Annotated in this window: 12 protein-coding genes and 2 pseudogenes; all 14 read left to right on the forward strand. The window is 30.1% G+C overall.

Features of this window, described 5'->3' with window-relative positions:
* The first annotated feature begins 163 nt into the window (after nt 1–163).
* The 14 genes and pseudogenes from EJN67_RS13170 (at nt 164) to istB (ending at nt 14,449) form a co-directional block, all read left to right on the forward strand.
* The gene (locus EJN67_RS13170; protein ID WP_129724904.1) at nt 164–1,138 is read left to right on the forward strand and encodes a glycosyltransferase family 4 protein; all 975 of its coding nucleotides are present in this window, start codon (nt 164–166) and stop codon (nt 1,136–1,138) included.
* A 90-nt stretch (nt 1,139–1,228) separates the two neighbouring features.
* Nucleotides 1,229–2,605 carry a nucleotide sugar dehydrogenase gene (locus EJN67_RS13175; protein WP_129724905.1) on the forward strand — a complete coding sequence of 459 codons (1,377 nt, stop codon included), beginning with the start codon at nt 1,229–1,231 and terminating at the stop codon, nt 2,603–2,605.
* A 2-nt stretch (nt 2,606–2,607) separates the two neighbouring features.
* The gene (locus EJN67_RS13180) at nt 2,608–3,588 is read left to right on the forward strand and encodes an SDR family oxidoreductase (RefSeq protein WP_129724906.1); all 981 of its coding nucleotides are present in this window, start codon (nt 2,608–2,610) and stop codon (nt 3,586–3,588) included.
* Between the two features lie 42 nt (nt 3,589–3,630).
* Nucleotides 3,631–4,662: a glycosyltransferase gene (locus EJN67_RS13185; RefSeq protein ID WP_129724907.1), complete on the forward strand. Its 1,032-nt coding sequence runs from the start codon at nt 3,631–3,633 to the stop codon at nt 4,660–4,662.
* 12 nt (nt 4,663–4,674) lie between these two features.
* Nucleotides 4,675–5,961 carry an O-antigen polymerase gene (locus EJN67_RS13190; protein ID WP_129724908.1) on the forward strand — a complete coding sequence of 429 codons (1,287 nt, stop codon included), beginning with the start codon at nt 4,675–4,677 and terminating at the stop codon, nt 5,959–5,961.
* A gap of 68 nt (nt 5,962–6,029) precedes the next feature.
* Nucleotides 6,030–6,869: a glycosyltransferase family 2 protein gene (locus EJN67_RS13195; protein ID WP_129724909.1), complete on the forward strand. Its 840-nt coding sequence runs from the start codon at nt 6,030–6,032 to the stop codon at nt 6,867–6,869.
* Nucleotides 6,870–6,975: 106 nt separating this feature from the next.
* Entirely contained in the window at nt 6,976–7,860 is an 885-nt protein-coding gene (gene rfbA / locus EJN67_RS13200) for a glucose-1-phosphate thymidylyltransferase RfbA (protein WP_129724910.1), read from the forward strand.
* 39 nt (nt 7,861–7,899) lie between these two features.
* Nucleotides 7,900–8,441: pseudogene (gene rfbC, locus EJN67_RS14325) on the forward strand (dTDP-4-dehydrorhamnose 3,5-epimerase); the annotation flags it as partial.
* 51 nt (nt 8,442–8,492) lie between these two features.
* Nucleotides 8,493–9,287 (forward strand): dTDP-4-dehydrorhamnose reductase, encoded by a 795-nt coding sequence (gene rfbD, locus EJN67_RS13210; RefSeq protein WP_341538812.1) that lies wholly within the window; start codon nt 8,493–8,495, stop codon nt 9,285–9,287.
* A gap of 24 nt (nt 9,288–9,311) precedes the next feature.
* Nucleotides 9,312–9,881: a lipopolysaccharide biosynthesis protein gene (locus EJN67_RS14160; protein WP_207208034.1), complete on the forward strand. Its 570-nt coding sequence runs from the start codon at nt 9,312–9,314 to the stop codon at nt 9,879–9,881.
* Between the two features lie 255 nt (nt 9,882–10,136).
* Nucleotides 10,137–10,631 carry a hypothetical protein gene (locus EJN67_RS14165; RefSeq protein WP_207208035.1) on the forward strand — a complete coding sequence of 165 codons (495 nt, stop codon included), beginning with the start codon at nt 10,137–10,139 and terminating at the stop codon, nt 10,629–10,631.
* A gap of 117 nt (nt 10,632–10,748) precedes the next feature.
* Nucleotides 10,749–11,829, forward strand: a pseudogene (gene rfbB, locus EJN67_RS13220) (dTDP-glucose 4,6-dehydratase).
* Between the two features lie 278 nt (nt 11,830–12,107).
* Nucleotides 12,108–13,694, forward strand: a complete 1,587-nt coding sequence (istA, locus tag EJN67_RS13225; protein ID WP_165000882.1) for an IS21 family transposase — start codon at nt 12,108–12,110, stop codon at nt 13,692–13,694.
* Nucleotides 13,691–14,449 (forward strand): IS21-like element helper ATPase IstB, encoded by a 759-nt coding sequence (gene istB / locus EJN67_RS13230; RefSeq protein ID WP_243641318.1) that lies wholly within the window; start codon nt 13,691–13,693, stop codon nt 14,447–14,449. The genes istA and istB overlap by 4 nt, the downstream gene beginning before the upstream one ends.
* The last annotated feature ends 156 nt before the right edge of the window (nt 14,450–14,605 follow it).

Genomic DNA, 14,605 nt, shown 5'->3' on the forward strand with positions numbered 1-14,605 from the left:
TGTTAGAAGTGAGGGATATCGGCGATATCCCTTTATTAAAGTTACTCTTTTTTAATAATATGAAGGTCAATGATCATGGTTACATATTAGCACAGGGCGACTTCAATGGGAATGCCTGAGTAGTAACCTTAATTCTATAGGAGTTAAATATATTTCAATTCCTATGGAGAAAAACGGTACTAATCCTTTAAAAGATATAAAAACGTTTATAAGAATGTATTCGATAGTCAATTTAGAAAACGTTGATATTGTATTTGCGTATCAGGCTAAAGCAGTTGTTTACGGATGTGTAGCAGCAAAAATAGCTAAAGTTGAGAAAATATATGCATTAATAACAGGTGCCGGTTCTGTATTTAACTTAGAAGGTTTTAAAGGGAATTTAATAAAAAAGATTCTTTCTTTACAATATAAAATTGCTCTTTCGTGTTGCAATTGTATTTTTTTTCAGAATATGGATAACGAAATAATGTTTAAAAAAATGGAATTAGTTAAAGGTCAAAATACTTATATAGTGAATGGTTCTGGGATTAATTTAAATTATTTTACTCCTCAACCTTTACCTAAAGATGATGTTTTCCTGTTTATTGGAAGACTATTGCGCGATAAAGGAATTTTGGAATATCTTAAGGCTGCTAGAATAGTAAAAAGTAAATATCCTAATGCGAAATTTCAAGTATTGGGACCTTTTGATACAAATCCAACTACAATAGAAATAAAAGATATGGAACCATATATAAAAAAAGGTTATATTGAATATTTAGGTGCTACCGATGATGTTAGACCATTTCTTAAAGAGTGCTCAGTATTTGTTCTACCTTCATATCATGAGGGTAGATCCAGGAGTACGATTGAAGCTATGGCCATAGGAAGGCCGATTATAACTACTGATGCTCCTGGATGTCGTGAAACTATAATCGATGGTGTAAACGGCTTTTTAGTTCCAGTAAAAGATGTAAAAGCATTGGCTGAAAAAATGATTTGGATGATAGAAAATAAAGAAATAAGGGAGAAAATGGCTCGAGAGAGTTTAAAAATATGTCAAGATAGATATGATGTGAATAAAGTTAATAAAGATTTATTAAAAGTCATGAATCTATACACCCCCAATGAAATTGTTAACAATTCAGCAAAAAACTAATAAGCAATTTGGCTATTTAATGGGATTTTATGATATGTGAATAGAAAGATATATATTTTAAATTTAAAAATAATAGAAGGATGATAAAAATTGAATTTATATGAATCGATAAAAAATAAAAAAGAGAAGGTTTCATTAATTGGTTTAGGTTATGTTGGGATGCCAATAGCTGTTGTTTTTGCAAAAAAAGTTGATGTTATAGGTTTTGATATTAATAAAGCTAAAATTGATCTTTATAAATCAGGTATTGATCCAACAAAGGAAGTTGGGGATGAAGCAATAAAAAATACAACAGTAGAGTTTACTTCAGATGAAATTAGACTTAGAGAAGCAAAATTTCACATAGTTGCAGTACCGACCCCTGTAAATAAAGATCATACTCCTGATCTTACGCCAGTCAAGTCTGCTAGTAAAACTCTTGGGAGAAACTTAACAAAAGGCTCTGTAGTAGTATATGAATCTACTGTTTATCCAGGTGTTACGGAAGATGTCTGTGTTCCTATTTTAGAAAAAGAATCAGGTCTAAAATGTGGAGTAGATTTTAAAGTTGGTTACTCTCCTGAACGTATTAATCCCGGCGACAAAGTGCATAGATTAGAAACTATTACAAAAATTGTTTCTGGAATAGATGAAGAAACCCTTGATATAGTTGCTAAAGTCTATGAATTAGTAGTAGAAGCAGGTGTACATAGAGCTGAAAGTATTAAGGTAGCAGAAGCTGCCAAAGTCATAGAAAATTCTCAAAGGGATATAAATATAGCTTTTATGAACGAATTGTCAATTATCTTTAACAAAATGGAAATTGATACACAAGCTGTTCTAAAAGCAGCAGGAACGAAGTGGAATTTTTTAGAATTTCACCCTGGTTTAGTTGGTGGGCATTGTATAGGTGTTGATCCTTACTATCTAACATATAAAGCAGAACAAATGGGATATCATTCACAGATTATATTATCTGGAAGAAAGATAAATGATGATATGGGTAAGTATGTAGCAGAGTCTACGGTTAAGAAAATGATAAAAGCGAATAAACAAATTAATGGTTCTAAAGTAGCTATCTTTGGTGTTACATTTAAAGAAAACTGTCCAGATGTAAGAAACACAAAAGTAATTGATATTATTAATGAATTAGAAGAATATGGGATAGAAGTGAAGATAGCAGATCCAGTTGCTGATAAAGAAGATCTATGGCAAGGTTACAGAATTGTTCTATGCAAAGCGGAAGAAATTACGGATATAGATGCAATTATATTTGCAGTACCTCATGAAGAATTTAAGACTATTAAATTAGAAGATCTAAAGAAGATGTTTAGAAAAAATATTAATGCTGATTTAATGGGTGAAGTTGCTGCAACAGTTGAACCGGGTGATGATATTGAAAGTAACAGCTATGTGCTAATAGATGTTAAGGGCATGTTCAATAGAGAAACAGCAGAAAATATGGGCTTTTTATACTGGAGGTTATAAGAATGGGGTATGAAAATATAAAGTTCTCAGAAAGATCTAAATTTTTAGTTACTGGAGCAGCGGGTTTTATTGGTTCAAATTTAGTCGAGGCAATACTAAAATTGGGATATCAAGTAAGGGGTCTTGATAATTTTTCAACGGGTAAAAGAGAAAATATAGATTTATTTAAAGATAATCCCAATTTTGAATTTCTAGAAGGAGATATTAGAAATTTAGATACGTGCATGGCTGCTTGTGATGGAATAGATTATGTACTAAATCAAGCAGCATGGGGAAGTGTGCCAAGAAGCATAGAGATGCCTTTATTATATGAAGAAATCAATATTAGAGGAACACTTAATATGATGGAAGCTTCATGTCAAAACAATGTTAAGAAATTTGTGTATGCTTCCAGTTCATCAGTATATGGTGATGAACCAAACTTACCAAAGAAGGAAGGAATAGAAGGAAATCTATTATCTCCATATGCACTTACTAAGAGAGTAGATGAGGAATATGGTAAGCTTTATACCAAGTTATATGGATTAGATACTTACGGTTTACGTTATTTTAATGTATTTGGTAGAAGGCAAGATCCAAATGGAGCTTATGCAGCAGTTATTCCCAAATTTATTAAACAATTATTAAATAATGAAAGACCGACTATTAATGGTGATGGAAAACAAAGTAGAGATTTTACTTACATAGAAAATGTAATTGAGGCAAATCTCAAGGCATGTATAGCTCCACATGAAGCAGCAGGACAAGCATTTAATGTTGCTTATGGCGGTAGAGAGTATTTAATTGATATTTATCATGTTCTATGTAAGGCTTTAGACAAAGATATTGAGCCTATTTTTGGGCCTGATAGGAAAGGCGATATTAAACATAGTAATGCTGATATAAGCAAAGCAAAAGAAATGTTAGGATATAATCCTGAGTGGAGTTTTGAGAGAGGAGTTGAAGCTGCAATAGAATGGTATAAGGAAAAGCTGTGTAATTGATTTTACAGATTTTTAAAATCTATAGCTAATGGAGGGTTTCTATTGAAAAAGCTATGTATATTTACGCTATATGATACTAATGGAGCATCATCATATTATAGAATGTATATGTTCAAAAAGGAATTTGAACATAATTTTGAAGTTTATTGGTTTCATTTTTGGGATAACAATTATGTTGATAAGTTTATGGAAAATAAAGAAAAATATGCAATTTTAATTGCTTTACAATATTTTTTCAGTTGTATCAAGCGAATATTCCAACTCATTTTTATAGCACCAAGTTGTGACATAATTATCTTTCAAAAAGCAATTATACCAAAATTTAAAATAAATATAATTAGATTTCTAAAGAGAAAAGGAATTAAAATTATTTTTGATGTAGACGATGCGATCTATTTAAATAGTAAGGATAACTCAGATGATATAGCTAAGCTGTGTGATGTTGTAGTTGTAGGAAATGAAGTCCTAAAGCAACATTACATGCCTTATTGTAATAATATTAAATTGTTACCTACAGTTGATTTCACCCCGATATATAAAAAATACTATTGTGATACGTTTTTAAACAAATGTATAGGTTGGATTGGAAGTCAGGTAACAATTGATAATTTGGATCTGTTAATTGAGCCAATAAACCTATTCATTGAGAAACATCCTGAAGTAAATTTTAAATTTATTTGCAATGAACCTTATGGATATGATAAAAAAATTAAAAACTCTAAATTTGTTAAATGGAATAGAGAAACATATATTAAAGAGATGCAAGAATTTACAATAGGAGTCATGCCTTTAAAAAATAATGAATTCAATTCAGGAAAATGTGGATTTAAGTTAATACAATATTTAAATATGAAAAAACCAGTTGTAGCTAGTAATGTAGGTATTAATAAAAAAATTGTTTCTTCTAATGGATTAATTGCCAATACAAAAGAAGAATGGCTAGAAGCCTTTGAAAATATTTTATATGATAATCTTAAATATTATAATTGTATTAGAAATATTGAAGATGAGTTTTTTGAAAATTATCATTATAAAAATATAGCTAATCAGTGGTTAAAAATATTATTATACTAAGGAGAGCTTTACTTGATATACATATTACTTTTTATCTTACTAGTTATGGTAATCTTATCATATTTTTTATGTAATAAAAATATTTTATCGCCTAGTTTCATCAGTTGTGCGATGTATTTAATAGGCACTATTGTTGTCTATACTTATAGAATAAAGTGGTCGGTAATTATTAATGCCAATACAGTTCTAATAATTATTTGTTTTTTATTATTTATATTGGTAGGAGATGTTTTAGCATCCTCAATAAAAAAAGGATTCACTCAATTTAACAACAATCAAACATATTATTTTAAAATAGGAAATTCTCTTATGGTATTCATTATTGCTTTTATGATATGTGGGCTAATTTATTATACTAGATCAGTAATTCAATTAAGTCAGCTTGGAGGTGGATCAGGAGATTATAGTCAGATGCTAGGGTATGCACGTCATGCTAAAAATAACTTAGGCTTTAAAATGAGTACATCTGCCATTATTATATTCTGGATATGTGAAGGATTATTTTATATATCAACATATATTTTTATTAACAATATATTTAATTGTAAATCAAAGATTACTAAGGAATTAAAATATTTATTTCCGATAATTTTGTATACATTTATGGCAATTCTATCCACTGGAAGGACGCTTATAATGCGAGAGTTTATTTTCATTGTAGTTATTATTGTGGTATTTAAATATCGCCATATCAATTGGAGTGCTAAATTTAATAAGAAAATCATCAAGATAATTTCTATTGTTATTAGTGCTTTTTTTATTTTATTCTACTATTTGGGATTATTAACAGGGAAATCTAGTAATAAAGAATTTTTTGATTACATTGCTGTATATTTTGGTAGCTCTATTGCTGCACTTAATGAGTATATGAAATATCCTTTTAGAAGTACAGACTTCCTATGGGGAGGGCATACTTTATTTGGTTTTTATACTATTCTTAGAAAGGTTTTGAGTTTTATTCCGAATTTATCAACACCTCTTGAATTTACTATATTAGGGAGTATGTATGCAACTAATATTTATACACCAATCAGAAGGTATTACCAAGATTTTGGATATATCGGTGTAATTATTATAGCCTTTTTTATAGGCTTTTATTATAAAAAGTTCCTTCTAAAGATTAAATATAAACCATCTAATATATCAACTATCCTATATGCATATGCTTTTTTTCCGATTGTAGAGATCATGATTGAAGAGCGTGTTTTCATGGATTTGCTCACAATTAAATCGATATTTATTGTAGTATTTATTACAATAATGTACCGATTATTAGTAAAAGGTTATTTGATTGAATAAACAAATTTTAAATGCGTTGTCTAATATATATCTTTTATCTATAATTATAAGTTTTAGGAGGGAATAATTTGATAGTAGGTGGTATAGTCTTGTATAATCCAAATATTGGGATCTTAAAAGAAAATATCAAATCGATTTATTCACAAGTTTATAGATTAGTTCTCATTGATAATAATTCCAATATTGAAATAAGAAATGAAGTGATAAAACTTATTCGGCTATATGAAAACATAAGAATAATACAAAATGATAAGAATGAGGGAATTGCAAAAGCATTAAATCAGGTGATGGAATTTGCTGAAAGCATTAATGCAGAATGGGCGATCACTTTAGACCAAGACTCTGTATGTCCTCCAAATTTAATAGCTACATATGAGAAATATACTAATTTAGCTGATGTAGCAATAATTACACCAGTAATTATTGATAGAAATGACAGAACCAGAGATTATAATACAAGTTATGATCATCAAGAGATTGAAAGATGTATTACTTCTGCTGCTTTGAATAATATCAAGGTTTGGAGAAATGTAGGCAAATTTGATGAAAAAATGTTTATTGATTTTGTTGACTTTGAATATTCCTATAGGGTAAGAGAATATGGATATAAAATATTACGTATAAATAAAATTAATTTATTACATAGGTTAGGAGACCTTAAGATTAAGTATATTGGGAAAAAGAAAATATGTGTAGGAAATCATAACGCTTTAAGGAAATATTATTACGTTAAAAACGCTTGTTATTGTCATAGAAGGCATAAAATATTATACCCAGCAAAATCTATGATTTTTGATATCTGTAAATTAACTATAAAAATAATACTATATGAAAATGAAAAAAAACAAAAATTAAGACATGTTGTCAAAGGTATTAAAGATGGATTAGTAATACCTATAAACAGGTAGAACAAAATACATAGAAATAATACTAATAAATTTAGATAAAGTTCATTTTTATTAATTTGTAAATGAAAATTTGTATAGCTATAATAATGAAAGAAGAGGTGTTGTTATGAAAGGAATAATTTTAGCTGGAGGATCAGGTACTAGACTTTATCCACTGACAATGATAACAAGTAAACAATTATTACCTATATACGACAAACCAATGATATACTATCCACTTTCTACTCTTATGTTAGCAGAAATTAAAGATATATTAATAATCTCAACTCCTCAGGACTTACCTAACTTTGAGAAATTATTAGGAGCTGGAAGTCAATTTGGCGTTAAGTTATCATACAAAGAACAACCATCACCTGATGGACTAGCACAGGCATTTATAATAGGTGAGGATTTTGTAGGCGATGATACTTGTGCGATGGTATTAGGTGATAATATATTTTATGGAAATGGTCTCACATCTATGTTAAAAAAGGCGACAGAGAATGCAGAAAATGGACAAGCTACTATTTTTGGATACTATGTTCACGATCCTGAGAGGTTTGGTATTGTAGAATTTGATGAAGGTGGAAAAGTTATTTCGGTGGAAGAGAAGCCTAAAAAACCTAAATCTAATTATTGTATTACAGGGTTATATTTCTACGATAATCGTGTAGTTAAATATGCAAAACAAGTTAAACCTTCAGCAAGAGGAGAACTTGAAATTACTGACTTAAATCGGATATATCTTGAAGATGGAACACTTAATGTGCAACTTTTAGGAAGGGGTTATGCTTGGCTAGATACTGGGACTATGGACAGTTTGGTTGAAGCAGCAGATTTTGTACAGATGATCGAGAAACGTCAAGGCATAAAGATTTCTGCACCAGAAGAAATTGCTTATATTAATAATTGGATAGATAAAGAAACCATTTTAAAGTCAGCTGAAAGATATGGCAAGTCTCCTTATGGAGAACATCTAAAGCGAGTAGCCGAGGGGAAGATTAGATATTAGCATTGTTGAAGTGACTTTTGCGAAGGAGCAGTGAAATATATGAAAGTAACTAAAACTAAATTCAAGGATTTATTGATTATAGAAACAAATGTATATGGTGATCATAGAGGTTAGTTTACAGAGACTTATACAAAAAATAAATTTATAGATAATGGGATAGATGTTGATTTCGTTCAAGATAATCAATCCTATTCAGCTCAAAAAGGAACGTTGAGGGGAATTCATTTTCAAACTAACCCCAAGGCACAAACAAAAATGATTAGGTGTACTAAAGGTTCTATAATCGATACCGTAGTAGACTTAAGAAAAGGATCAGATACATATAAACAATGGTTTACATTGAATTGTCTGAAGAGAATAAAAAGCAATTATTTATACCTAAAGGTTTTGGACATGCTTTTTTAACGATAACTGATGATGTAGAAGTACAATACAAGGTAGATGAATATTATTCTAAGGAACATGATAGAAGTATAAAATTTGATGATCCTGAGATAGGTATAGATTGGGGTGTTGAGAATCCTATTTTATCACAGAAAGATTTGAATGCACCTTTTCTTAAAGATAGTGATGCCAATTTTAGTATTAAGGTCCTTGTAACTGGTGTGAATGGTCAGCTAGGATATGATGTAGTGAAAAGACTAAATGAACTAGGAATAGAAGCAATTGGTGTTTGCAGAAATGATTTCGATATAACTAATAAAAAGCAGACACAAGAATATATCCTAAAAAACAATCCGGATATAGTAGTACATTGTGCAGCATATACTGCTGTAGATAAAGCAGAAGATGAAAAAGAAAAATGTTATGCGATTAATGTAGAAGGAACAAGAAATATTGCAGAGGCATGTAAGAAGATAGATGCGAAAATGGTATACATTAGTACTGATTATGTATTTGATGGACAAGGTATAGAGCCACAATTAGAAAATAAAATAACTAATCCAATTAATTACTATGGTTTCTCTAAAGAACGAGGAGAACAAATTGTTAGAGACATACTTAGAAAACACTTTATAGTTAGAACTTCGTGGGTGTATGGTAAAAATGGAACTAATTTCGTTAAGACCATGTTAAGATTAGCAGAGACAAAAGATGAAATCAACGTTGTTAATGATCAGGTAGGGGCACCAACATATACAAAAGATTTAGCAGTTCTTGTTTGTGATATGATTCAAACTACTAAATATGGAACATATCATGGGGTGAATGAGGGCTATTGTAGCTGGTATGATTTTGCCTTAGCAATATTTAAAAAAGTTGGTATCGATATAAAGGTAAATCCTGTATCTACATCGGAATATGTTACTAAGGCAAAAAGACCTCTGAACTCTAGATTATATAAGGCAAACCTAGACAAAAATGGATTTAAAAGATTACCAGAGTGGAGAGATGCTTTGGATAGATATTTAGAAGAATTGCAATAAATTTAGAATGATGAGGTTAGATATTTGAATAGTAAAGCTATTAGTTTTCTTAAAAATTTTTCATATACATTATCATCCAACTTGATATCACTTCTAATTTCAACCGTAGTTACGTTGATTGTACCAAAGCTAATTGGAGTAGAAGAATATGGATATTGGCAGCTTTATCTGTTCTATTCATCATACTTAGGATTTTTACATTTTGGCTGGATTGATGGTATTTATCTGAGATATGGTGGGGCAGAGTATGATAAGCTTGATAGAAAGTTATTTTTTTCCAGTTTATTATGTTATTATGTTATTATCAAGTCAGCTGTTGAAGGAATAATGATTTGGGTTATCTCTGGCTCGTTAGTTCTAGATACTGATAGGAGTTTTATAATTAAAATGGTAGCTCTAGTATTAGTCATTGTCAATACGAGAGCCATGATTCTTTTTATTCTTCAGGCACCCAATAGAATCAAAGAATATGCCAGAGTAACTATGTCAGATAGAATTCTATATATTATTTTAATTATCTTCTTCTTATTAGTTGGTATTAGGGACTATAAGTTAATGATTGTTGCTGATTTGATTGAAAACTATTATCACTAATTTATGCCATGTATTCTTGTAAAAATATTGTTTTTAATAAGTTAAGCATTTTTTATTTTTCTTTAAATGAAACAGTTATTAATATTAATGTATGAATTAAGTTGATGTTTTCTAATATAGCAAGTATGCTCATCATCGGTATAGTTAGGTTTGGTATAGAGAGGACATGGGAATGTTGCCACTTTTGGTAAAGTTTCACTTACACTGAGCATTTCAAATATGACTATGTTGTTTATAAATGCTGTAGGAATAATAATGTATCCAATATTACGTAGAACTAATCAAGAAAAACTACCATCAATTTATACTACTATGAGAGATTTTTTAATGACTACTCTATTCGCAGTTCTTGTTATTTATTACCCTATTAAAACTTTGCTGTCAGCATGGTTGCCACGATATGCAGAAAGTTTAATGTATATGGCATTAGTTTTTCCGATGTTCATATATGAAGGAAAAATGGCATTATTGATTAATACTTACTTAAAGACCTTGAGAAAAGAAAAAATGATGCTTAAAATTAACTTAATGTCAATGGCTTTAAGTTTAATATTAACTTCGTTTTCTACACAAATTTTTAGGAATCTTGATTTAGCAATAATTAATATTGTATTATTACTTGCATTTAGATCTATGTTAGCAGAATTATATTTATCAAAAGAACTGAAAATCAGTATCAAGAAAGATATTTTATTAGAGTTTTTATTAACAGCAGTATTTATTATATCTGGATGGTTTGTAAATTCATGATATACAGTCTTGATATATGGTGTTTTTTATCTACTATATATTATTATAAAAGCAAAGGATATTGCCATTGCAATTAAATCATTGAAGTCTTTAATAAAATCTTAGGAGGAAAAGAAGATGAAAACTATTTTAGTTACTGGTGGCGCAGGATTTATTGGAAGTAATTTTGTTAAGCTAATGTTAGCAAGGCACTCTGACTACAAAATTATAAATATAGATGTATTGACTTATGCTGGAAATTTAGAAAACTTAAAGGAAGTATCAGATAACCCCAAGTACACATTTATCAAAGCAGATATAAGAGATAGAGGAAAAATCGAAGAGATATTCTCATTATATAATATAGATAATGTTGTGAACTTTGCAGCTGAATCTCATGTAGATAGAAGTATTGAAGAGCCAAAGGTATTTTTAACAACTAACATTATAGGAACCCAAACATTATTAGATGTAGCAAAGAAACATTGGAAAATTAATCCCAATGATAAGTATTGCAAGGGATATAAAGAAGGAGTTAAATTCTTACAGGTTTCTACTGATGAAGTATATGGAGCACTAGGTGAAACAGGAATGTTTATAGAGACAATGCCTTTAATGCCTAACAGCCCTTACTCTGCATCAAAAGCAAGTGCAGATGGTAGTAAGAGCATATCACGAAACTTTTGGTATGCCGGTTAATATAACTCGTTGCAGTAATAATCATGAGTGGTATCAGTTCCCAGAGAAACTAATACCACTCATGATTAATAACTGCTTGAAAGGTAAAGACTTGCCTGTTTATGGTGATGGAATGCAAGTAAGAGACTGGTTGCATGTATCTGATCATTGCTCTGCTATTGATACAGTTCTACATAAAGGTGTAGATGGAGATATTTACAATATTGGTGGAAATAATGAAAAGGCTAATATTGAGATAGTAAAGTTAATCATTAAGACCTTAGATAAATCAGAAGATCTAATTAAATATGTTAAAGACAGGCCTGGACATGATATAAGATATGCAATTGATAATACAAAGATTACCACGCAGCTAGGATGGAGCCCTTCATATACCTTTGAACAAGGAATGAAAGAAACCATTGAGTGGTATTTAAATAATACTGAATGGATTGGAAACATCGTATCTGGTGATTACATGAAGTACTATGAAGAAATGTATTCTGGTATCGATGAAGTTGCAGCTTCTAAGAAAAATTAAATCAAACGCATCTGCATCTAAAACTTCAGGGTAAACATCGTCTTATGTTACTTTAGTTATTAAAGTTATTTGAAACCTCAGTACTTGGTAAAAGCCTTTTACTATACTTAAAAAGTGTTATTGTGGAGGGATTATGAAAAAATCATGGTTAAAATTAAAAGAATTCCCTAAGAAAAATTGTTTATGTTAATCTAAAAGTGGTCCACCATTTCAGTTGAAAACTGGTCCACCTTTAAAATATAATACCCCTATGAATGTTTTTTAGGGGGAGATGGAAGGTGATAACACTGGACCAGAAAGCAGAAATATTACTAAAATATTTCAGAGAAAATAAGTCACAAAGGGCAATAAGTAAAGAGCTTGGCATTTCAAGAACCACAGTACAAAAATACATTAAGGAATTTCAATCTAAAAATGAAAGATTGCAAGAATTAGCAAAAGGCGAAGAAAGAAATAAAGCTGAAATACTTCTTTTAATTGAAGAAATGGCATCTAAACCTAAATATGATACTAGTAACAGGAAAAAAGTAAAATTAACAGATGAGGTAATGGAAGAGATAGATAAGCTTATCTTGCTAAATGAAAGAAATAAAGAGCTGGGAAGAGCTAAGCAACTAATGAAAAAGATAGACGTACATGAAGCCTTAATAGATAAGGGATATGATATTGGATATACAACAGTCTGCAACTACATAAAAGAAACTTATGAACAAAAAGAAGCATATGTTAGGCAAGAATATACTTTAGGAGAAGTATTAGAATTTGATTGGGGTGAAGTTAAGCTTACCATTAATGGGAAAAATACTACCTTAAACATGGGACTTTTCACAACTGCAAAAGGTTCATACCATTATGCAAGGCTTTACCATAATCAAAAGATGGAGAATTTCTTAGATATTCATGTAAAGTGTTTTAATCACATTGGGGGTGTTCATAGGGAAATAGTTTATGACAATATGAAACAAGCAGTAAAAAGATTTGTATGTAGAAATAAAAAAGAAGCCACTGAAGACTTAATTAAAATATCCTTGTACTATGGCTTTAAATACAGGTTCTGTAATGTAGCTAGTGGTAATGAAAAAGGCCATGTAGAAAGAGGAATAGAATTTGTCAGGAGAAAGGTTTTCTCAAGTAAAAGTGAATTTGATTCAGTAGAGGAAGCAAACAAACACCTAAAAGAAACACTAGATAAACTTAATTCTAGAGAAAGAAACTGGTTAAAAAACAAGAGTCCAAAAGATATCCTAGGGAAAGAATTGGATTATCTACTACCATTAAAACCATCTTACGATACAGCTAGAAGAATAGAAGTTAGAGTTAATAAATATAGCGTAATTAATATAGATCAAAACAAATATTCAGTACCAGATTACCTTGTAGGTAAATTTGTGATGGCTAAAATATATCTAGACACAATAGAAATATTCTACAAAGATAAGCTAATAGCAAGCCATAAAAGATCATACTTAAATCACAACTGGACAGTAGACATAAATCATTTTATCCATACATTAAAAAAGAAGCCTGGAGCGCTGCATTCTTGTGTAGGTAGACATCAGCTCTCTCCAGAACTTCAAGAAGTATATCAAAAATATTATACTAATAATCCTAAGGATTTCATAGTACTTTTAGAACTGATAAAAGAAAAAGATTTAGAAAGTGTGTTAGATGCCATAAAAGAACTAGAAAAAATCAAGGTAGAGATGGTAAATACAGACAATATCAAAAATATAATTTTCAAATCTCCCACTATGGATAATCCTTTGGGAAGTGAAGATATATCAATACAAAAAGCATCTTTGGAGCAAATTTCAATTTTAAATGAGATGTTTAAACTAAATTCGGTGGGAGGTTATGAAAATTGAATGAGATAATAAGTGAAATCAAAGAATATGTTAAAGAGCTTAAGATACCAGGAATAAATCAGGGATTAAGGATGAAGATTGAAGAAGCATACAAGCTAAATCAGCCCTATGAAGAGCTTTTAAGGGACATTTTCATGGAAGCCTATGATATGAGAATGGAAAATGGTAGGAAAAACAGGATTAGAAATGCTCGTTTTCCATACAAAAAATACTTAGATGAACTTCAGGTAGATTATCTACCTGAAGATGCTAAAAAGAAGTTTAAAGAGCTTAAAACCTTAAGATTCATAGAAGAAGGCAGAAACATAATCTTAGCAGGAAACCCTGGCACTGGAAAGACCCATTTATCAATAGGCCTTGGTATTAATGCCTGTAATAAGGGGTATAAGGTGTTTTTCACCACAGCCGCATCCTTAATAAACGAGCTTAAGGAAACCAAGAGTGATAAAAAGCTATATACATTTGAGAAGAGATTTGAAAAATATGACCTAATAATTTTAGATGAATTAGGATACATCTCCTTTGACAAGGAAGGTAGTGAGCTTTTATTTACATTTCTTTCATTAAGAGCAGAGAGAAAATCAACCATAATAACTACAAACCTATCCTTTGATAGATGGAATGAAATATTTAATGATGCAGTTCTAACAGCTGCACTAATAGATAGGATGACCCATAAATCCTATGTGTTAAATATGAATGGTGAATCTTACAGAATAAAAGAAACCAGAGAGTGGTTAGAAAAGAGCAATTAATTTTTTTATTTCAACTGGCCCAGTTTTCGATGGTTCGTTGTATAATTAAATGCAACACCAAAAAAATATAGAACCATAGCGAGAAAATCATGTATAATATTTTTAACCAAAAAAAAATAATACAGTGAGGTGCTCGCTATGGCTAATTCTAATTGT

This window comes from Xylanivirga thermophila, from assembly GCF_004138105.1.
Taxonomy (GTDB): domain Bacteria; phylum Bacillota; class Clostridia; order Caldicoprobacterales; family Xylanivirgaceae; genus Xylanivirga; species Xylanivirga thermophila.

Excerpts from the sequence above, each read along its gene's own strand:
- EJN67_RS14165 (WP_207208035.1), top strand. The coding sequence starts at position 10,137 with ATGTATCCAATATTACGTAGAACTAATCAAGAAAAACTACCATCAATT.
- rfbA (WP_129724910.1), top strand. The coding sequence starts at position 6,976 with ATGAAAGGAATAATTTTAGCTGGAGGATCAGGTACTAGACTTTATCCA.
- EJN67_RS13180 (WP_129724906.1), top strand. The coding sequence starts at position 2,608 with ATGGGGTATGAAAATATAAAGTTCTCAGAAAGATCTAAATTTTTAGTT.
- EJN67_RS13170 (WP_129724904.1), top strand. The coding sequence starts at position 164 with ATGGAGAAAAACGGTACTAATCCTTTAAAAGATATAAAAACGTTTATA.